This window comes from Kitasatospora sp. NPDC023120 (assembly GCF_055560835.1).
Map to the genome: position 1 here is coordinate 121,586 of NZ_JBVHHY010000019.1, position 19,790 is coordinate 141,375.

The following is a 19,790-nucleotide window of genomic DNA, read 5'->3' on the forward strand; positions in this document are numbered from 1 at the left end:
CCTGATGAAGACGAAAGGGAAACCGTGCACGCAGACTTCTCGCGCCTGACCTTCCGGCCCGGCAAGCACTACTCCGCGGTGCTGACCCAGCAGGGCCGGGTCCAGCTGGACGCCGACGCCAACGAGCAGGCCGCGATCGAGCGCTACCAGCTGCGCACGCTCGCCGCCGACCTGATCGGGCGCCGCGGCGGGCCGGCCTCGGCGGCCGGGTTCGCGATCGGCTACGTGCCGGGCAACCACGAGGTGGACGACCTCACCATCGGCGGCGGCCGGTACTACGTGGACGGCATCCTGTGCGAGGCCGACCGGCCCGAGCCCGGCATCGCCGTGCCCGACGACGGAGGCCAGGGCCACGGCGGCGACGCCCGGGAGGCGCCCGCCACCTGGACGTACTGGGACCAGCCGGACGCCTACCTGGACCAGGAGCGCGACGGCGACCGGCTGCCCGGCGAGTTCCCGTTCCTGGTCTACCTGAAGGTCTGGGAGCGCAGCGTCACCGCCGTCGAGGACCCGGAGATCCGCGAGGTCGCGCTCGGTGCGGCGATGCCCGACACGGCGGCCCGGGCCAAGCTCGTCTGGCAGGTACTCGCCCTGCCGGCCTCGGAGTTGAGCGTGCCGGACGGCGGGGCGTCCCGGGTGCGGGAGGCCTTCGACGCGTGGGCCGACGCGCACGAGCGGCCGGGCGCACTGCTGGCCGCGCGCGCCCGGCGGCCGGAGCGGGCGAGCGAGGAGCCGTGCCTGGCCCACCCCGAGGCCGGTTACCGGGGGCCGGAGAACCAGCTGTACCGGGTGGAGGTCCACCACGGCGGCTCGGCGGAGGGCTGCGCCACGTTCAAGTGGTCCCGGGAGAACGGCTCGGTCGTCCTGCCGATCGCCTCGATCAAGGGCGTCTGGGTCGACCTCACCACGTTGGGCGACGACGACAAGCTCAGCCTCTCGGTCGGCGACTGGGTCGAGGTCGCGGACAGCGCGTACCTCAGCCGGGGCGAGGCGGCGAACCTGCTGCAGGTGGAGGAGACCGACCTGCCGGGCCGCCGGGTGCGGCTGTCCGCCGAACCGGTGCCGGAGGTCGGGCGGCTGGCCGAGCGCCACCCGTTCCTGCGCCGCTGGGACCACCGGGCGCCCCGCGGCCGGGACGCCCTGCCGCTGGCCGGCGGCGCCCTGCAGCTGCAGGAGGGCGTCTGGCTCGACCTGGAGGACGGCGTCCAGGTGTACTTCCGACCGTGCGGCGAGTACACCCGGGGCGACTACTGGCTCGTCCCGGCCCGGACCGCCACCGGCTCGGTGGAGTGGCCGCAGAACACGGCCGGCGAGGCGCTGCTCCGGGAGCCGGCCGGGGTCCGGGTGCACCACGCCCCGCTCGCCTGGGTGAAGGGCCCGACCACGGTCGTCGACCTCCGGCAGACCTTCGCCCCGCTGACCGCCCCCGCGCAGCGCGACGCGTGAGAGGGCGGCTCCGGTGGGCGGCGGTCGTCGCCGCGCACCGGAGCCGCTCCCGGCGGGTCATTCGACCGCCGGCACTCCTCCGGTCTGCCGCCTCAGGGCGATGACCGCCGCGCCCAGCACGCAGGCGACGGCGGCGGTGACGTAGGCGAGGTGGTAGCCGGAGAGCTGGTCGTCCGCGGTCGCCGCGACCACGACCATCACCGCGACGCCCGCACTGGCGCCGATCTGCTGCGTCACGACGTTCACGGCACCGGCGACGCCCTGCTGCCGTTCCGGGACGCCGGAGAGGCCGGCGGAGGTCATCGAGGGGAAGTTCAGCCCCTGGCCGATGCCGCTGACCACCAGACCGGGCAGCACGTGCAGCACGTAGTCGCCGTCCTGCGGCGTACCGAGCCACAGCCCGGTGCCGACCCCGATCAGGACGAGGCCGACGGCCATCAGCGTCCGCGGGGAGTACTTGGCCAGCAGGCGGCCGGTGGCGAAGTTGGCGGTGAGGAACACCGCCAGGGACATCGGCACCAGCGCGATCCCGGACTCGAAGGGCGAGTAGTGCAGCATGCCCTGGAGGTACAGCGGGGCGAAGAACAGCATCCCGACCGAGCCCATGTACTGGAGGAACGCCGCCAGGCTCGCCTCCCGCACCGAGGTGATCCGGAAGAGTCCGAGCGGGAGCAGCGGGTCCGCGGTGCGGTGCTCCCGCACGACGAACAGCGCCAGCGAGACCACCGCGGCGCCCAGCATGACCCACGCCGTCGCGCCGCTGCTGCTCACCCCGACGATGAGCAGGGTGAGGCCGAGGGTGCCGGTGATCGCGCCGGGCAGGTCCAGCCGGCCGCGGTGCCCGGCGCCGTCGGGCAGTCCGATGCGCGTCGCGGCCAGCACCCCGAGACCCAGCAGCACGGAGAACCACAGCACCGAGCGCCAGCCGAAGAACTCGGTCAGCACGCCGCCCAGCAGGACCCCGCCGCTGAAGCTCGCGGCGCCGACGGCCGCGTACACGCCGAAGGCCCGGTTGCGGGCCGGACCGGCCGGGAACGTGTCGGTGAGCAGGGCCAGTGCGGCCGGCCCCGACAGGGCGGCGCCGATCCCCTGGACGGCGCGCGCGCCCAGGAGCACCACGGTGTTCGGGGCCACCGCCCCGACCAGGGCGGAGACGGTGAACAGGGCGACGCCGACCTCGAACACCCGCCGCCGTCCGAGGACGTCGGCCAGTCGGCCGCCCACCAGCAGGAAGCCGGCGAAGGTGACGGCGTAGGCAGTCATGACCCACTGGAGCGTGGTGTCGTCCAGGCTGAAGCGCGTTCCGATGGACGGCAGGGCGGCGTTGAGCACTCCGAGGCCGCTCACATCGAGGGCGAGCGCCCCGGCCAGCACGCCGAGGGCCAGTCCCGGCCGGCGCACCGGCGTGGTCACGGTATCGGTCATGCCGGCCTGCCGTCGGTGTCGCGGCCGGCGCGCACGCCGGCGCTGGGCACCCGTCCGGGGGTGCGCGCGGCAAGGGGTACAAACACACGGTCGTGCGGGGAACGTCCGACTAAGGAGCTGTCGCCATCGATTGACGCCGTATCAAGTTTCACAACTGCCATGGGGATCAGCTTGCATCGGTCACGAATCTGCTGTCTACCCCGCCCCCTGCGCACCGGACGGCGGCCGACGCCGGCCCCAACTGCCTTGGGCGCCCGAGGAGATCGAACCGGACAGTTTCGAGACCAGATCTCGCCACTGCTCCGACCGGCGTTCGAGTCACGCTTGTCTCACGATTCATACGGTGGCACTCTGATGTTCGCCGGGCGGACCGTGGGGGTGCCGATCCCGGCGCTGTCACGGATGGACAGTTCGGACACAGACTCCATCCTCTTTTCCGTCGTCCGGTATTTCTCGTGCTTTCCCGCGCCCTCCTCTTCCGGGGCGCGGATGAAGAGACCAGCGCCACCGCAAGCCCGGTCCTGAGCCCGGCCGGTCCGGCCGTAGCGGTCCGGCTGTTCGCCTCGGCCCACGGAGTCGATTCACGGCAGGCAAGCACCGCGGGGTTTCCCGCGCGCTGTCGGTGGAGACCGGCCGGGCAGTTCCTCCCCTCCATTCCACCCGCCCCGCCGAGGGAGTCGCCATGCCCCGAGAACGCGCAGCGCGAGACTTATCAGCCGTCACCGATTTCCTGCTTTCCCGTGCTGCCGAGCTGTTGGGCGTGTCCGCGGGCGCGGTGGACCGTCGGGCGCCGCTGCACCGGTACGGACTGGACTCGGTGAGGTCGGTGGCCCTGGCGGCCTCGCTGTCCGAGTTCCTCGGCCGGCAGGTGCCGGCCACCTGGATGTGGCAGTATCCGACCGTCGACGCCCTGGCGCGGGCGCTGGTCGAGGGTCCGCCTGCCGAGGAGCCCGCCGCGGGCGCGGGGCGCAGCGCGCCCTCGCAGGAGCCCGTGGCGGTCGTCGGCATCGGCTGCCGGTTCCCCGGCGGGCCGGACCCGGCCTCGTTCTGGCGGCTGCTGGTCGAGGGCGGCGACGCCGTCGGACCGGTGCCGGCCGCTCGAAGAGAACTCCTCAACGACCGGGTGCGCTGGGGCGGGTTCATCGACGGCATCGACCGGTTCGATCCGCTGTTCTTCGGCATCTCGCCGCGCGAAGCCGTCCAGATGGACCCGCAGCAGCGCTTGATCCTGGAGTTGTCCTGGGAGGCGCTGGAGGACGCGGGGATCGCGCCGCACAGCCTGGTCGGCAGCGACACCGGCGTGTTCATGGCCTCCTGTTGGGGCGACTACGCCGCGCTGGCGCACTACCGCGGCCCCGACAGCCAGATCACCCCGCACACCGCGACCGGCATGCACGACGGCATCATCGCCAACCGCGTCTCCTACGTCCTCGGCCTGCAGGGCCCGAGCATGGCCATCGACGCCGCCTGCGCCGGATCGCTGGTCTCGGTGCACGTGGGGTGCCAGTCGATCTGGCTGGGCGAGAGCGACCTGGTGCTGGCCGGCGGTGTGAACCTGAGCTTCGTCTCCGACTACTACACCGCCATGGACGCGATGGGCGCGCTCGCCCCGGACGGCCGCTGCAAGTCCTTCGACGCCCGCGCCAACGGCTACGTCCGCGGCGAGGGCGCCGGCGTCGTCGTGCTCGCCCCGCTGAGCGTCGCGCTCGAGCGCGACCTGCCGGTGTACTGCCTGATCAAGGGCAGCTCCTCCAACAACGACGGTCTGAGCAACGGCATGACGGCGCCGAACCCGCAGGCGCAGGAGAAGATGCTCCGCACCGCGTACCGGCGGGCGGGCATCGCACCGCACCTGGTGGACTACATCGAGTGCCACGGCTCCGCCACGCCGCTCGGCGACCCGATCGAGGCCAACGCCATCGGCGCGGTCCTGGGCGGCGACCGCACCGAGCCGCTGCGGCTCGGCTCGGTCAAGTCCAACGTCGGGCACCTGGAGGCGGCGGCGGGCATCGTCGGCCTGGTCAAGCTCGCGATGTCGATGCGCAACGGCGTACTGCCGCCGAGCCTGCACTACAGCGCGCCGAACCCGCAGATCATGTTCGACGAGTACAACCTCACCGTGCAGGACCGGCTGGAGCCGTGGCCGCGGCGGTCCGACGCCCGCCGGGGCGGCGTCAGCTCGTTCGGGTTCGGCGGCGCGATCTGCCACGTCGCCGTCGAGGAACTCCCGCGCCCCGAGAGCTCGCTGCTGCTGCTGGCCGCGGACTCCCGGGAGGCGCTGGTCGAGCGGGCCCGGGCGGTGCGGGACGGGAACGACCTGCGGGCGCTCTGCAGCCGCACCCCTGGTACTGAAACGTTTCGCCTTGCGGCCACTGCCCAGGGCATGGCCGAACTCCGCTCCCAGCTGGACGCCTTCGGCAGCGGTACGAAGGCGGCCGGGCTCGGCGTCGGGGAGGCGACCGGGCGCAAGCCACGGGTGGCGTTCCTGTTCTCGGGCAACGGCTCGCAGTGGGTGGGCATGGGCCGGCAACTGCTCGCCGGCCTGCCCGTGTTCCGCCGTTCCATGATGAGGTCCGACCGCCGGATGCGGGAACTGCTGGGCTTCTCGCTCGTCGAGCAGCTGCTCGCCCCGGACGGCCGCATCGACGACATGGACGTCTTCCAGCCGCTGCTGTTCTCCATCCAGGTCGCGCTGGCCGAGGCCTGGCGCTCGCTGGGGGTGGAGCCGGACGTCGTGGTGGGCCAGAGCGTCGGCGAGTTCGCCGCCGCCCACGTCGCCGGCGCGCTCGACTTCGAGGACGCCTCCCGGCTGGCCGCCCACCACGGCCGGCTCCTGCAGCAGCTGGCGGTGGGGCGCGGCGAGGGCATCGTGGTGATGACCCCCGCGGAGGAGGTCCAGCGGCACCTGACCGGCGGGCTCACCCTCTCCGGGCGCAACGGCCTGAACTCCACCCTGGTCACCGGCACACCGCAGGAGATCGACGACCTCGTGCGGCGGCTGACCGACGAGGGCGTCACCAACCACCGGGTGCGGATGGGCCACGCCCCGCACTCCCCGCTGGTCGACCACGTCCTCGCCCCGCTGAAGGTCGAACTCGAGGGCATCAGGCCCCGGACCGCCCGCATCCCGATGATCTCGACCGTCACCGGCGAACCCGTCGACGGCGCGGAGCTCGGACCGGACTACTGGGCGGACAACCTGCGCCGGGAGATCCGGGTGGTCGACGCCCTGACGAACCTGCGCGAGCACGACATCGACGCGGTGGTCGAGCTCAGCCCGCACCCGCTCCTGCTCAAGTCGGTGTCGGAGATCCTCACCGCGACCACCCTGCCCTCGCTGCGGCGCGGCGCCGACGAGGCCTCGACCCTGCTCGGCTCGCTCGGCGCCCTGTACACCGCCGGACTCCCCGTCGCGGCCCACCCGTTCCTCGCGGGCGACCGCGGACGCCACGTCACGCCGAGCCGCGGCGACGCCGCGGCCGACGGGCAGCTGCACCTCGTCCCGGTCACGGCCCGGACGGCGGAGGCGCTGACCGACACCTGCCGCGAACTGTCCAACCACGTCGAGCGCGACCCGGGCCTGCGGGTCTCCGACCTCGCCTACACGCTCGCCGCCCGGCGCAGCCACCACGGCCACCGGATCGCGCTGTTCGCCCGCAACCGGCAGGACGTCCTGGACGGACTCGCCCGGGTCGCCGCCGGCGAACCGCACCCCGACGTCGTCACGGGCACCGTCTCCGGCACCGTCGACCAGCGGGTGGCGCTGGTGTTCTCCGGCGGCGGCACCCAGTGGGTCGGCATGGGCCGCGAGCTGCTGCGCTCGCACGCCGGCTTCCGTACCTGGATGGAGGCCTGCGACGCCGCGGTGCGCGCGGCCGGCGGCCGCTCGGTGCTCGAGCTGCTCGCCGCCCCGGCCGCCGAGGCCAGGTACGAGGAGATGGACTTCCAGCAGCCCGTGCTGTTCGCCCTTCAGGTCTCGCTGGCGAAGGTCTGGCTCGAACTCGGCGTCCAGCCGACCGCCGTCGTCGGGCACAGCCTCGGCGAGGTCGCGGCGGCCTGCGTCGCCGGCGCGCTGTCGCTGGAGGACGCGGCCCGCGTGGTGGTCGCCCGCTCGCACCTGCTCGAACGCAAGGCCGCCGCGGGCGCCATGATCTCGGTCGACCTGCCGGAGGCGGAGCTGCTGCCACGGCTCGCCCCGTACGCCGACCACGCGGCCGTCGCCGTGGTCAACAGCCCCACCAGCGCGGCGGTCTCCGGCTCGCCCGAGGCCGTCACCGCCCTGGAGGCCGACCTCAAGCGGGACGGCATCTCGACCCGGCGGATCCGGGTGGAGCGGCCGGTGCACAGCCCCGGCATGGACCCACTGCTCCAGCCGCTGCGCGGGAGCATCGACGGCATCACCCCGCTGACCCCCGGCATCGACTTCCACTCCACGGCGCTGGCCGACACCGTGAACCCGGTCACCGACGTCGAGTACTGGGTGCACAACCTGCGCAACCAGGTCCGGTTCGCCGAGACGATCGGCGCGCTGGTCGACCGGGGCGTCGGCACCTTCATCGAGATCGGCCCGCACGAGACGCTGCGCGGCGCGGTCGAGGAGATCGCGCTGACCCGCGGTGCCCGGGTGCACGCGATCAACTCCCTGCGGCGCGAGGAGAGCGACGTCCGCTGCCTTCTGGGCGCCGCCGCCTCGCTGTACGTCCGGGGCCTGCCGCTGGCCTTCGACTCGCTGTTCGCCGACGACGTCGAGGTGGTGGAGACCCCGCTCGTCCAGTGGCAGAAGGACCGCTACTGGATCGACACCGAGCCCGCCCGCGCACCCGCGCCGGCCCCGGCGCTCGAAGCGGTGACCGTGGCCGCGGCCCCCTCCACCGCGGCCGAGACCGCTCCGGTGGAGAGCGGGGCGGCCGAGGAGCGTCCGGTGGCGGAGGTCGTCCTCGCCGAGCTCGCCGACGCCCTGGGCGTGCCCGTGGGCAGGTTCGACCGGAACGCCAGCCTGCTCGACTTCGGCCTGGACTCGATGCTGGCGATCCGCCTGGTCAACCGGCTGCAGGCACTGTTCGGGCACCGGGTGTCGCCGGTGGTGTTCCTGGACGGCCGGTCGATCTCCGAGGTCGTCGACCACTTCGTCGGCATCACCGACGGACCGGCCGCCACCCCTGCCCCGACCGCGACCCCGGCACCGGCACCCGCCGCTGCTCCCGCCCCCGCCCCCGCCGCTCGCCCCGAGCCGGACCGGAGCTTCCTCGACGACCTCTCCGAACTGGACGCCGAGGAGCTGCTGGCCGAACTGGACGCCCGCGGCCTGCTGGAGGCCACCGACGACCCGGCGCGGGACCAGCTGCTCGCCCCCGGCCTCGGCCTCGAACTGGCACCGGCCTCGCACGGCCAGGCCTCGCTCTGGTTCATGCAGATGGTCGCGCCGGACGCCGTGCCCTACAACTTCATGGTGACCGCCCGGATCCGCACCGCGGTCGACGAGAAGGCCCTGGACCGCGCCGTCCAGGCCGTGCTGGAGCGGCATCCCGCGCTGCGCACCCTCTTCGTGGAGGCCGGCGGCAGCCCGTACCAGGTCATCCTGGACGAGCCGGTGTACGAGTACGTCCTGGTGGACGGCTCCGACCTGGACGAGGAGCAGGCCCGCGAGGAACTGGCCCGGTACGGGCACCAGCCGCTCGACCTGGACAACGGACCGCTGGTGCGGATCGTCCTGCTGACCCGCGGACCGGCCGACCACTACCTGCTGGTACTGGTCCACCACATCGCCTCGGACGCGGCCTCGGCCGACGTCATGATCCGCGAACTCCAGGAGTTCTACGAGGGAGCCGACCCCGCCGACCGCGCGCCGGTCGCCCCGTACACGGAGTTCGTCGCGTGGGAGCGGGAGTGGCTCGCCGGGCCCGCGGCCGGTGCGGCCCTGGACTGGTGGTCGCGGAAGCTGGCCGACCCGCCCGCCCGGATCGACCTGTCCGCCATGGAGCGCCCCGCGGGCGTCACCTACGAGGGCCGCGACCTGGCCTTCCGCTGGAGCGCCGAAGAGACGCGCCTGCTGCGGGAGTTCGCGGTGCGCGAAGGCGTGTCGATCAGCACCGTCGTGCTGGCCGGGTTCTTCGCCACGCTCAACCGCGCGGTCGGGACGGAGGACTCGGTGCTGGCCACCGCCATCGCCCAACGGGCCGAGCCCGGCTGGGAGTCCGCCATCGGCTACTACCTCAACACCGTGCTGGTCCGGGCGAACCCCGCCGCCGACCGCAGCTTCCGCGACCTGCTGCGCGAGGTCCACGCCTTCTCGCTCGGCCTCCTCGAGCACATGAACTACCCCCTCGACCTACTGGCGTCCCAGCTGAAGCCGCCGCGGGCCGAAGGCCGCTCCCCGTGGTTCGACGTGGTGGTGAACTGGCTGTCCTCGGACGCCTTCCCCCGCTCCGTCAAGCTCTTCCACGGCGTCGGCGACACCCTCACGCCCGACGGGGCGCTGCCGCTCGAACCCGTTCAGGTGCGCAGGCACCTCGCCAAGTTCGACCTCGAGATCTCCATGGCCGACATCGACGGCGAGGTCGCCGGCCACGTCCAGTTCAAACCGAGCTACCTGGAAAGGCAGACCGTGACGGCCCTGCTCGCGCTGTACCGCACCGTGCTCTTCGACTCGATCGCCCGCCCCGACCTGGCCCTCGGCGAGATCGCGCCGGCCGGCCTCCCCGAGGAGACGGACCGGTGACCGAGACCCTGCACTCCGAGTTCCTCGGGCAAGCCGTCAAGAACCCCGACGCGACCGCCGTCTACTCCGACGCCGGCGTCCTGACCTACGGCGAACTGGACGAGCGCTCCCGGGTGCTGGCCGAGCGGCTGGCCGCCGAAGGCGCGGGACCCGGCGTCCCGGTCGGCATCTGCATCGAACGCACCCCGGACCTGCTGGTCGGCATCCTGGCGGCCCTGCGCGCCGGATCCTGCTACCTGCCGCTGGACCCGAACTACCCCGCCGACCGGCTGGAGCTCATGGTCCGGGACAGCGGGACCCGCCTGCTGCTCACCACGCCCGCGTCCCGGGCCGGCTGCCCGTCCGGCCCGACCGTGGTCGTCCTGGGGGACACCGTGACGACCGAGCCCGGCGCCACGCCCGTACCGGTCGTGCCGGAGGACACCGCGTACGTCATCTACACCTCGGGCTCCACCGGCACGCCCAAGGGCGTCGCCATCCGGCACAGCGGCAGCGTGGCGATGCTCGCCGCGATGGACCGGGTCCTCGAGGGCTGCGACCTGAGCGGGGTCTCGGCGGCGAGCTCGGTCTGCTTCGACATGTCCGTGATGGAGATCTTCAACGCGCTGTGCCGCGGCGGCGCCGTGGTGCTCGTCGAGAGCGCCGTGCACCTGTCGGAGAGCCGGTACGCCGACAGGATCACCCACCTGAACGTCGTCCCGTCGGTCATGAACAGCCTGCTCGACGCCGGCGCCCTGCCCCCGAACGTGCGCACGGTGGTGTTCGGCGGCGAGGCCCTGCGCCGCAAGCTGGTGGACCGGACCTACCGGGAGACCACCGCCGACCGGGTGTTCAACGCCTACGGCCCCACCGAGGGAACCGTCTTCTGCTCGTTCGGACCGGTCCCCGAGGACGGGACCGACGAACCGACGATCGGCCCGCCGGCGCCCGGCGCCCGCGTCTACGTCCTGGACGGGGACCTGAAGCAGGTCCCGGCCGGCGAGCCCGGTGAGCTCTACCTCGGCGGCGCCGGCCTCGCGCACGGCTACGTCAACCGGCCGCGCACCACCGCCGAACGCTTCCTGCCGGACCCGTTCCGCGGCGGCGAGCGGATGTACCGCACCGGAGACCTCGTCAGGTTCACCGAGGACGGCGAACTGCGGTTCCTCGGCCGCACCGACCACCAGGTCAAGCTGCGCGGCTACCGCATCGAGCTGGAGGAGGTGGAGGCCCGGCTGACCGGCTGCCCCGAGGTCCGGGAGGCCGCCGCCGCCGTCCACGGCAACCGGCTGGTCGGCTACGTGGTGCCCGCGGGCGACGGCGCCTCGCCGGACGGCCCCCGGCTGGACGCCGCACTCCAGAGCGCCATCACCGGCCGGCTCGCCGTCGGGCTGCCCGAGTACATGGTGCCCGCGACGCTGGTGTTCCTGCCCGCCCTCCCGCTGGGGCCCGGCGGGAAGCTCGACCGCAACGCGCTGCCCGAGCCGCCGGCCGCCGACACCGGCGAGCCCCGGACCGCCGCCGCCACCCCGACCGAGGTGGCGCTGGCGGAGATCTGGGGCCAGCTGCTCGACCTCGAACCGTCGAGCATCGACGTGCAGTCCGCCTTCTACGACCTCGGCGGCGACTCGCTGCTGCTCGTCCGCCTCGCCCGGCTGATGACCCGGCGCTTCGAGCGGCGCGTCCGGGTGCCCGACCTCTTCAGCTTCCGCGACATCGCCTCCCTCGCCCGCTGGCTCGACGACGAGAGCGGCGCCACCCCCGAGGTGGTCCAGTCCGCCCGTCAGCGGGCGACCGCCCGCCGTGCCGCGCTGCGCGGCCGCGGCGGCCCCGCCACCGGACGCTGACTCACCCCCCCAGCTCGCCCCGCGCTCGACCCCCGATCGACACGAAGCAGGAGCCGTTCCATGACCGACAGCCCCGAGCAGGACTACGACCCGGGCGACGTGGCCGTCATCGGCATGTCCCTACGGGCGCCCGGCGCCCGCACCAAGGAGGAGTTCTGGGACAACCTCGTCCACGGCCGGGAGTCCGTCTCCTTCCTGGCCAAGGAGGACATCCACGTCGACGAGACGCTGATCCACAGCCCGTTCTACGTACGGGCCTGCGGCGTGCTGGACACCTACGACAAGTTCGACCCGTCGGTGTTCGGCATCAGCGACCGGATGGCGGCCGCGATGACCCCGGAGAACCGGCTGTTCCTGGAGAGCGCGTGGGAGTCGCTCGAGGACGGCGGCTACGACCCGGACCGGCTCAAGGCCGAGGTCGGCATGTACGGCGCCAACAACCCGCAGACCGCCGCGCTCTACAGCTCCCCGCCGGACCGGGTGTCGGTCGGCCCCGAGGCGATCGAGGCCAGCCTGGCGTGGTCGCCGGACACCATGACCTCCAACGCGCTGTACTACATGGGCCTCACCGGCGAGGCCGTCACCGTCGCCGCCGTCTGCGCGGGCTTCCACTACGCGGTGCACCTGGCCTGCCAGTCGCTCCTGCTCGGCCAGACCGACCTGGCGATCGCCGGCGGCGCGATGGTCCGCCTGCCGCACCCCCGCGGTCACCTGTGGGAGGAGAACCGGGTCCTGTCCAAGGACGGCCACTGCCGCCCGTTCGACGCCAACGGCACCGGCAGCGCGCTGTCCAGCGGTGTCGTCACCGTGCTGCTGAAGCCGCTGGGCCGGGCCGTCGCCGACCGCGACCACGTCTACGCCGTGGTCAAGGGCTCGGCCGTGAACAACAACGGCGTCAGCGCGATGGCGTACGGCCTCGCCCAGCCCGAACGGCTGAGCGCGTGCATCGCCGCCGCCATGGAGGTGGCCGGCGTCACCCCGGACACCGTGTCCATGTACGAGGCCAACGGTCTCGGCCTGCCGATGACCGACGAGCTCGAAGTGCACGCGGCGACCATGGCGTTCGGGAAGCAGACCGCGACCACCTCGATCGGCGGGGTCAAGGGCAACGTGGGCCACGGCGGCGTGGTCTCGGGCGGCTTCGGCGCGATGAAGGCCGCGCTGGCCCTGTACCACCGCAAGCTCCCGGCCACGATCAACCTGACGGAGGTCAACCCGGACCTCGACTTCCCCGCCACCCCCTTCGTGCCGCAGCTCGAAGCGGCGGACTGGGAGCCGGAGGCCGGCATCCGCCGCGCGGGCATCACCTCGATCGGCGGCGGCGGCTACAACGCCCACCTGCTGCTGGAGGAGGCGCCGACCGCCGCCGAGCGCACCCCCGAGGACGCCGGCCGGCCGCGGCTGGCCACCCTGTCCGCCATGGACGACGACGCCCTGGCCCGGCAGCGCGCCCGGCTCAAGGACCGGCTGGAGGCCGACCCCGAGCTGCGCCTGGACGACGTCTGCTTCACCCTCAACCTCGGCCGCAAGGTGATGCCCCGCCGGTGGGCCGCCGTGGTCCGCGACCGCGCGGAGCTGATCGCGGCGCTGTCCGAGGACGCCCGCGGCCCGGTCGCCACGACCGCCGCTGCCCCGCCCGCGGACCCCGGCTCCTTCTCACGCACCGACCAGGGGATCGTGCCCTCCGGCCGCGACGCCGAGGCCCTGTCCGACCTCGCCGCCGCCTGGGTGACCGGTCTGCAGGTCGACTTCGGCGCCCTGCACCACGGAGAGGCCGGCCACCGCGTGCCGCTGCCCACCTACCCCTTCCAGCCGCGCCGCTTCTGGCGTACGGACTGGTGAGCATGAGCACACCGGCACTGGACACCGTGGACCTGGGCGCCCCGGCCACCTTCGCGGACCACGACCTCGACGGCTTCTGGCGCACCCTGCGGGACACCGCCCCGCTCCACTGGAACCCACCGGTCGACGGCCGGCGGGGGTTCTGGGTGCTCTCCCGCCACGACGACATCATGACCACCTACCGCGACAACACGCACTTCACCTCCGAGCGCGGCAACGTGCTCGTCACCCTGCTGGAGGGCGGGGACGCCGGGGCCGGCCGGATGCTGGCCGTCACCGACGGGCACCGGCACCACGAGCTGCGCAAGATCCTCCAGCGGGTGCTCTCGCCGAGGGTGCTCGACCAGGTCGCGCAGACCGTCCGGGCCAACACCCGGCTGTGGATCCGCGAGGCGGTCGAGTCCGGCGGCTGCGACTTCGCGGAGCGGATCGCCAGCCGGATCCCGATGACCACGATCTCGAGACTGCTCGGCCTGCCCGAGCAGGACCGGGACCACCTGCTCGACCTGACCAAGGCCGCACTCTCGACCGACGACGAGGACGTCGACGAGGTCGACTCCGAGATGGCCCGCAACGAGATCCTGATGTACTTCATGGACGTGGTCGAGGAACGGCGCGAGTCGCCGGGCGACGACGTGATCAGCATGCTGATCGACAGCTCCATCGACGGCGTGCCGCTGTCCGACGAGGACATCGTGCTCAACTGCTACAGCCTGATCATCGGCGGCGACGAGACCAGCCGGCTGACGATGATCGACTGCGTCCGCACGCTCGCGGCCCGGCCCGAGGAGTGGCGCCGGTTCAAGCACGGCGAGGTCGCCGTCGAGACCGCCGTGGACGAGGTGCTGCGCTGGGCGTCGCCCACCATGCACTTCGGGCGCAGCGTCGCCCGGGAGACCGAACTGCACGGCGTACGGCTGCAGCCCGGCGAGATCGTCACGCTCTGGCACGCCTCCGGCAACCGGGACGAACGGGTCTTCGACCGGCCCGGGGTGTTCGACCTCGGCCGCACCCCCAACAAACACCTGGCCTTCGGCTACGGCCCGCACTTCTGCGTCGGCTCGTACCTGGCCAAGGTGGAGATCGCCGAACTGCTCAAGGCCCTGCGGGACTTCACCACCGGCTTCGAGCAGACCGAGGAGGCGCGGCGGATCCGGTCCAACTTCCTGACCGGGTACGCCACCATGCCGGTGCGGTTCGAGCCGGACCGCTCCGGGCTGAAGGAGTGCCGATGAACATCTACATGTCAGGGCAGGGGGCCTTCGCGGTACAGGTCGCGGAAGCCCTGCTGACCGAGGGGCACAAGATCGTCGGCGCGGCGGCCCCCCGGCTGCGCAAGGGGCAGTCCGACGAGGGCAACGCGATGTGCTGGGACCGCCTGCGCGCCTGGGCGTTCCCCCGGGACATCCCGTGGACGGACTCCGCCGAACTGCGCGCGATGCACATCCCGGACGGGGTGGACGTGATCATCGCGGCGCACTCCCACGCCTTCCTCGGCCGGCACACCCGCGCCAGAGCCGCCGTCGCCACCATCGGCTACCACCCCAGCCTGCTGCCGCTGCACCGCGGCCGGGACGCGATCCGGTGGACGATCCGCGACGGCGACAAGGTGACGGGCGGCAGCGTCTACCACCTCACCGAGCGCACCGACGCCGGCCCGCTCGCCGCCCAGGAGCACCTGATCGTGCCCCCGGGCTCGACCGCGCAGAGCCTGTGGCGCGACCACCTGGCGCCGCTCGGCGTGCGCCTGCTCCTCAAGGTGGTCGCCGACCTCGCCGCGGACCGCCGGATCGAGGTCCCCCAGGACGAGAAGCTGGCGACCTGGGAGCCCGCGATGGGCGCACCCCCGCTGTTCAAGCCCGAACTCATCGCCCTGCCGGGAACGATGCGGGTCAACGGCAGCAGGGAGGCCCTCCACGAGCGGTGAACCCGGCGCGCCGGGCCCTCGTCGTCAGTTCCCCCGGGTGCGGAGGGCGGCGAGGGCTCGGCGGTCGACCTTGCCGTTGGTGTTGACCGGGAGGCGGTCGAGATGGGTGAGGCGGCCGGGGATCATGTGGACGGGCAGCAACTCGCGCAGGAAGGCGGTGAGTTCGGCCTGCGGGGTGGGTGAGCCGGTGTAGTAGGCGACCAGGACGGCTCCCAGGTCGGAGTCCTCGGCCGCCGCGACGGTGTCGCGGACGGCGGGGTGGCTGGTCAACGCGGCCTCCACCTCGCCGAGTTCGATCCGGTGGCCGCGCACCTTCACCTGGTCGTCCAGGCGGCCGAGGAAGACGAGGGCGCCGTCCTCGACGCGGACCCGGTCGCCGGTGCGGTACCAGTGGTCCGCCGTCACGGGGGTGGTCCCGTCGTGGATCACCGCGCGGGTGCCCGGCCGCCACTGCAGGAAGCGGCCGGTGTTGTCGGCCGGCAGCGAGCCGCTCACCCCCGAGTCCGCCCTGCGGATCGCCAAGGAGAGCGGCAGCGCCCTCGGCTCCCTGACGGCGGACCGGCTCGCCGCGGTGGCCCGGACCTTCACGAACAACGTCAACCTCCAGCGGCGGCACGACTCGGGGCGTTTCGACGGGGACGTGCTCTTCTTCGAGGCCGTGGCCGACAAGCCCGGCCCGGACGCCGGGCACCCCGACACCGAGTACCCGGCCGACTGGGCGCCGTACGTCGGCGGCCGGATCGAGACCCACCCGGTCGCCTGCCGGCACGGCGACATGCTGAACCCGGAGCCACTGGCCGCGATCGCCGCCGTCCTGGCCGAGCGCCTCGACGCGGTGGACCGGGCCGTGTGAGACGACCGAATGCCCGTCAGGCGGCCGCGATGAACGGCCCGTTCGACGACACGGACGGTTCGTGTGTCACCCTGGTCGACGACGCGGGCCGGCCTTCGCTCCGGCCCGCGGCGATCGCGGTGCCGGCCGGCCGGCGGGTGGCATACGGCCCGGCGCGGGCGCTCCGACGACATGACGACGTGGCTGCGTGACTGCGTGAAGACTTGACTGCGTGACGACCTGACGACGAACGAGGGGCAGGACCCATGAGCAGGACAGCGGTGGTGGTCGGGGCGACCGGCCAGATCGGCCGCCTCGCGGTACGCCGACTCGCCGAGGACGGCTGGCAGGTGACCGCCGTCAGCCGGACCGCCGACTCCGGCCCCGGCTGGTCCGCCGACCTCGGTGTGCGCCCGGTGCACCTCGACCGGAACGAGCCCGGCGCCCTGGCCGCCGCACTCGGCGACGGCTGCGACGTCCTGGTGGACATCGTGGCCTACGACGACGGCCACGCCCGGCAGTTGATCGATCTGCGCGACCGGATCGGCTCGGCCGTGGTCGTCTCCTCCGTCAACGTCTACGTGGACGGCGACGGCCGGGGCTTCGATACCCAGGACACCGCCTTCCCGGTGTACCCGGTGCCGATCCCCGAGGACCAGCCCACCACCGAGCCCGGCGACACCTCCAACGCCACCCGCAAGGCGGCGCTGGAACGGGAGCTGCTGTCCTCCGACGCCCTCCCGGTGACCATCGTCCGGCCAGGTGCCATCCACGGCCCGGGCTCGCCGCTGCCCCGCGAGTGGTTCTTCGTCAAGCGGGCGCTGGACGGGCGCCGCGTCCGCCTGATGCCGTACCGCGGCGAGAGCCGCTTCCACACCTCCGCCGTCGCCAACATCGCCGAGGTCATCCGGCTGGCCGCCGCCAGGCCCGGCACCCGCAAGGTCAACGCGGGCGACCCGGCGACCCCGAGCGTCCGTGAGATCGCGGCCGCGGTGGACGCCGTGCTCGGGCACGAGGCCGAGGACGTCCTGCTGGACGGGCTCCCCGAGGACGGCCTCGGCGGCACCCCGTGGTCCGTCCCGCTGCCCGTCCTGCTCGACCTGGGCGCGGCGGAGCGGGAGCTCGGGTACCGGCCGGTCACCGGCTACGCGGAGTCCCTGCCGGAGACGGTCGAGTGGATGGTCCGCGCCACCGCCGACCGCCCCTGGCAGGACGCCTTCCCCCTGCTCACCCGCGCGCTCAGCCCGCTGGCCTTCGACTACGACGCGGAGGACCGCTGGCTGGCCGAGCACCACGCCTGACGGCTCCCCCTGGACGGACCGGGGCACATGCGGAGCGAATCGGGCGGGGTGGGACGACACTTGCCATGTCCGGAAAGTCTCCATCGGTCCGGGGCAGCGGCGCCCCGCCCGACGCGCTCCGTCGTCTGCTGCTCGAACTGGGGGAAGCCCTGCTGGGCGGCGGGCTGCCCGTGCACGAGGTCGAGGAGGAACTCCGCGGGTTGGGGCGGGCCCTGGGGGCGCCGGAGGTACGGGTCGCGGCGCTGCGGTTCGAGCCGTCCGCGGTGTTCGGGGTGTCGATCGGCACCCTGATCGGCTCGGTGGTCAGCCGGATCCCCCGCCCCTCCCCCGCCGTGCTGCGGCCCCGGGCCTGAGCCGGGCACGGGAGGGGTGTGGGGGAACGGTCAGGGGTGGCGCAGGGCTTCGGTGAGGCGGTTCGCCGCCTCCACCACGGCCTGGGAGAGCAGGGCGCCGGGGTGGCGGGTGAGCCGTTCGATCGGGCCGGAGACCGAGACGGCGGCCACCACCCGGTTGGACGGGCCGCGGACGGGCGCGGAGACGGAGGCGACCCCGAGCTCGCGCTCGCCGATGGACTGCGCCCAGCCGCGCCGCCGTACGCCACTCAGCGCGGTGGCGGTGAAGCGGGCGCCCTGCAGTCCGCGGTGCAGCCGCTCGGGCTCCTCCCAGGCGAGCAGGACCTGGGCGGCGGAGCCGACCTTCATCGGGAAGGTGATCCCCACCGGAACGGTGTCGCGCAGGCCGGAGAGGCGCTCGGCGGCGGCCACGCAGATCCGGATCTCGCCCTGCCGGCGGTAGAGCTGGGCGCTCTCCCCGGTGACGTCGCGCAGGTGGGTGAGGACCGAGCCGGCGGCGGCCAGCAGCCGGTCGTGGCCGGCCGCGGCCGAGAGCTCGGCGAGCCGGGGGCCGAGGATGAACCGGCCCTGCACGTCCCTGGTGACCAGCCGGTGGTGTTCGAGTGCGACGGCGAGGCGGTGGGCGGTGGGCCGCGCCAGACCGGTGGCGGCGACCAGTCCGCCCAGGGTGGCGGGGCCGGCCTCCAGGGTGCCGAGGATCGAGGTGACCTTGTCGAGCACGCCGACGCCGCTCGTGTTCTCCATGGATGGGTACTCCAGTCTCGTATCCCGGGAGCGGCGGGTGGGCTTCGCTCCGGGAGGCTCCCCGCGGGGAGCGGGGGTGGTCAGCGAGGACGGGCCGCGGAAGTCGGCCGATTGCCTGCGCCGGGCACGAGACGGGTACGCGAAAGCGCCGGGGCGGGAAGCGCCCGGGCGAAGGACAGCACAGAGAGCACCGTGTCTCCTCATCTTTCCCGCGCCACAGTGGCGGCAGGCCGGAGTTGGCACTGATCCCGGACGATGCGGCGCGTACTTCGGACGCCGGGTCGAACGGGGAGTTGCCGGGGCTTCGTAGGGCCGGTCCCTCCACCCCTCTGGATGATTCGCGAGGAACGATACAAGACTCCCCCGGCCGCCCGCCAAGCCCCCCACCACCGAGGGCACGGCGCGGCCCGGACCCCGGCGGGGTGCCGGGGTCCGGGCCGGTCAGGCTGTCAGCGCCCGGGCCGGGTGGTTCCGGTGGTCATCAGACCGCCTTCTTGGTCGTGCCGACGCACAGCGCCCAGATGACGAAGGCGTCGATCGCGATCAGGACGATGGACCAGAACGGGTAGTACGGCAGCCACAGGAAGTTGGCGATCATCCCGAACCCGGCCACGACGACACCGATGACACGGGCCCAGCCGGAGCCGCTGAAGAGCGCCACGCCCGCCACGACGATGACGATTCCGAGGATGAGGTGGATCCATCCCCATCCCGTGGTGTTCATCGAGTACACGTAGTGACGCGTGATGACGATCAGGTCGTCCTTGATGATGGCGGCGATCCCCTGGAAGATCGCCATGATCCCGCCCGCGATCAGCATGATCGCGGCGAAGATCGTCAGACCCGTCGCGAAGGGGCGCTGTTCGGGGGCCGGATCGGTACGGCTGGAACCGGCAACACTGCTGGTCATGGCGTTGACTCCTTCGTTGGAAACCCGCCCCGCGGGCTACGGGAGACGGGAGGGCTGGGCAGCTGAACAGAGGGGTTCCGGGGAGACGGCACCCGGCCGACCGTCGACCGGCGCGGGCGGGGGCAGGAGGAGGTCGGTGGCCCGGAGGAGGGCGAGGACCCGGCGAAGCCCCGGCCGGACGCCGACGAGGTGGAAGTCGGCCCGGTGCACGCGGGAGGCCCGGCGGGCCTGGAGCAGGGCCCGCAGACCGGCGGCGTCGCAGAAGGTGAGGGCCGCGACATCGAGGTTCAGCTGCTGCGGACGGGCCGCGAGGGCGCGGACGACGGCCCGGGTCACGAGCGGCGCGGTGGCGAGGTCCAGCTCGCCTTCCAGCGACACCAGCGCGGTGTCCCCGTACAGCCCGGTTCTGGTGCGGAGCAGGTCGTCGTCGGCTCGTATGGCAACCGCCTCGGAAGCTCGGCTGGCG

General features: G+C 73.2%; 13 protein-coding genes, 1 pseudogene and 1 riboswitch. Of the genes and pseudogenes, 9 read left to right on the top strand and 5 right to left on the bottom strand.

Annotation, left to right across the window (positions count from 1 at the left end):
* The first annotated feature begins 24 nt into the window (after positions 1-24).
* Complete coding sequence (locus ACZ3TI_RS26780; RefSeq protein WP_465730408.1) at positions 25-1,446, top strand: DUF6519 domain-containing protein; 1,422 nt, start codon at positions 25-27, stop codon at positions 1,444-1,446.
* A 57-nt stretch (positions 1,447-1,503) separates the two neighbouring features.
* On the opposite strand, the gene ACZ3TI_RS26785 is transcribed toward ACZ3TI_RS26780, so the two are convergent.
* The gene (locus ACZ3TI_RS26785; RefSeq protein WP_465730410.1) at positions 1,504-2,871 is read right to left on the bottom strand and encodes an MFS transporter; all 1,368 of its coding nucleotides are present in this window, start codon (positions 2,869-2,871) and stop codon (positions 1,504-1,506) included.
* Positions 2,872-3,553: 682 nt separating this feature from the next.
* Here ACZ3TI_RS26785 and ACZ3TI_RS26790 point away from each other — a divergent pair.
* From ACZ3TI_RS26790 to ACZ3TI_RS26810, 5 genes are read left to right on the top strand one after another with little or no spacing between them, the layout of a single operon-like run.
* A complete protein-coding gene (locus ACZ3TI_RS26790) occupies positions 3,554-9,589 on the top strand; it encodes an acyltransferase domain-containing protein (protein WP_465730412.1) in 6,036 nt (2,011 codons plus the stop codon).
* Positions 9,586-11,415, top strand: a complete 1,830-nt coding sequence (locus ACZ3TI_RS26795; RefSeq protein ID WP_465730414.1) for a non-ribosomal peptide synthetase — start codon at positions 9,586-9,588, stop codon at positions 11,413-11,415. The genes ACZ3TI_RS26790 and ACZ3TI_RS26795 overlap by 4 nt, the downstream gene beginning before the upstream one ends.
* A 60-nt stretch (positions 11,416-11,475) precedes the next feature.
* Entirely contained in the window at positions 11,476-13,257 is a 1,782-nt protein-coding gene (locus tag ACZ3TI_RS26800) for a beta-ketoacyl synthase N-terminal-like domain-containing protein (protein WP_465730416.1), read from the top strand.
* Positions 13,254-14,492 (top strand): cytochrome P450, encoded by a 1,239-nt coding sequence (locus tag ACZ3TI_RS26805; RefSeq protein ID WP_465730418.1) that lies wholly within the window; start codon positions 13,254-13,256, stop codon positions 14,490-14,492. The genes ACZ3TI_RS26800 and ACZ3TI_RS26805 overlap by 4 nt, the downstream gene beginning before the upstream one ends.
* Positions 14,489-15,184, top strand: a complete 696-nt coding sequence (locus ACZ3TI_RS26810) for a formyltransferase family protein (protein WP_465730420.1) — start codon at positions 14,489-14,491, stop codon at positions 15,182-15,184. The genes ACZ3TI_RS26805 and ACZ3TI_RS26810 overlap by 4 nt, the downstream gene beginning before the upstream one ends.
* 45 nt (positions 15,185-15,229) lie before the next feature.
* On the opposite strand, the pseudogene ACZ3TI_RS26815 reads toward ACZ3TI_RS26810, so the two are convergent.
* Positions 15,230-15,571: pseudogene (locus ACZ3TI_RS26815) on the bottom strand (AMP-binding enzyme); the annotation flags it as partial.
* 82 nt (positions 15,572-15,653) lie between these two features.
* Between ACZ3TI_RS26815 and ACZ3TI_RS26820 the strand changes: the two are divergent.
* The 3 genes from ACZ3TI_RS26820 to ACZ3TI_RS26830 all read left to right on the top strand — a co-directional run bounded on the left by ACZ3TI_RS26820 (position 15,654) and on the right by ACZ3TI_RS26830 (position 17,670).
* The gene (locus ACZ3TI_RS26820) at positions 15,654-16,037 is read left to right on the top strand and encodes a hypothetical protein (RefSeq protein WP_465730422.1); all 384 of its coding nucleotides are present in this window, start codon (positions 15,654-15,656) and stop codon (positions 16,035-16,037) included.
* Between the two features lie 245 nt (positions 16,038-16,282).
* On the top strand, positions 16,283-17,317 hold the full coding sequence (locus ACZ3TI_RS26825; protein WP_465730424.1) for an NAD-dependent epimerase/dehydratase family protein: 1,035 nt from the start codon (positions 16,283-16,285) through the stop codon (positions 17,315-17,317).
* 65 nt (positions 17,318-17,382) lie between these two features.
* Positions 17,383-17,670, top strand: coding sequence for a hypothetical protein (locus ACZ3TI_RS26830; protein WP_465730426.1), 288 nt, complete (start codon positions 17,383-17,385; stop codon positions 17,668-17,670).
* Positions 17,671-17,700: 30 nt separating this feature from the next.
* Here the strand turns inward: ACZ3TI_RS26830 and ACZ3TI_RS26835 are convergent, their stop codons facing one another.
* The 3 genes from ACZ3TI_RS26835 to ACZ3TI_RS26845 all read right to left on the bottom strand — a co-directional run bounded on the left by ACZ3TI_RS26835 (position 17,701) and on the right by ACZ3TI_RS26845 (position 19,762).
* Complete coding sequence (locus ACZ3TI_RS26835) at positions 17,701-18,414, bottom strand: IclR family transcriptional regulator (protein ID WP_465730428.1); 714 nt, start codon at positions 18,412-18,414, stop codon at positions 17,701-17,703.
* Between the two features lie 197 nt (positions 18,415-18,611).
* A riboswitch (SAM riboswitch) is annotated at positions 18,612-18,754 on the bottom strand.
* 141 nt (positions 18,755-18,895) lie between these two features.
* Entirely contained in the window at positions 18,896-19,324 is a 429-nt protein-coding gene (locus tag ACZ3TI_RS26840; protein WP_465730430.1) for a DUF7144 family membrane protein, read from the bottom strand.
* 36 nt (positions 19,325-19,360) lie between these two features.
* Positions 19,361-19,762, bottom strand: a complete 402-nt coding sequence (locus tag ACZ3TI_RS26845; RefSeq protein ID WP_465730520.1) for an STAS domain-containing protein — start codon at positions 19,760-19,762, stop codon at positions 19,361-19,363.
* Positions 19,763-19,790 lie beyond the last annotated feature (28 nt).

Excerpts from the sequence above, each read along its gene's own strand:
- ACZ3TI_RS26785 (WP_465730410.1), bottom strand. The coding sequence starts at position 2,871 with ATGACCGATACCGTGACCACGCCGGTGCGCCGGCCGGGACTGGCCCTC.
- ACZ3TI_RS26790 (WP_465730412.1), top strand. The coding sequence starts at position 3,554 with ATGCCCCGAGAACGCGCAGCGCGAGACTTATCAGCCGTCACCGATTTC.
- ACZ3TI_RS26800 (WP_465730416.1), top strand. The coding sequence starts at position 11,476 with ATGACCGACAGCCCCGAGCAGGACTACGACCCGGGCGACGTGGCCGTC.
- ACZ3TI_RS26810 (WP_465730420.1), top strand. The coding sequence starts at position 14,489 with ATGAACATCTACATGTCAGGGCAGGGGGCCTTCGCGGTACAGGTCGCG.
- ACZ3TI_RS26825 (WP_465730424.1), top strand. The coding sequence starts at position 16,283 with ATGAGCAGGACAGCGGTGGTGGTCGGGGCGACCGGCCAGATCGGCCGC.
- ACZ3TI_RS26830 (WP_465730426.1), top strand. The coding sequence starts at position 17,383 with ATGTCCGGAAAGTCTCCATCGGTCCGGGGCAGCGGCGCCCCGCCCGAC.
- ACZ3TI_RS26835 (WP_465730428.1), bottom strand. The coding sequence starts at position 18,414 with ATGGAGAACACGAGCGGCGTCGGCGTGCTCGACAAGGTCACCTCGATC.
- ACZ3TI_RS26840 (WP_465730430.1), bottom strand. The coding sequence starts at position 19,324 with ATGACCAGCAGTGTTGCCGGTTCCAGCCGTACCGATCCGGCCCCCGAA.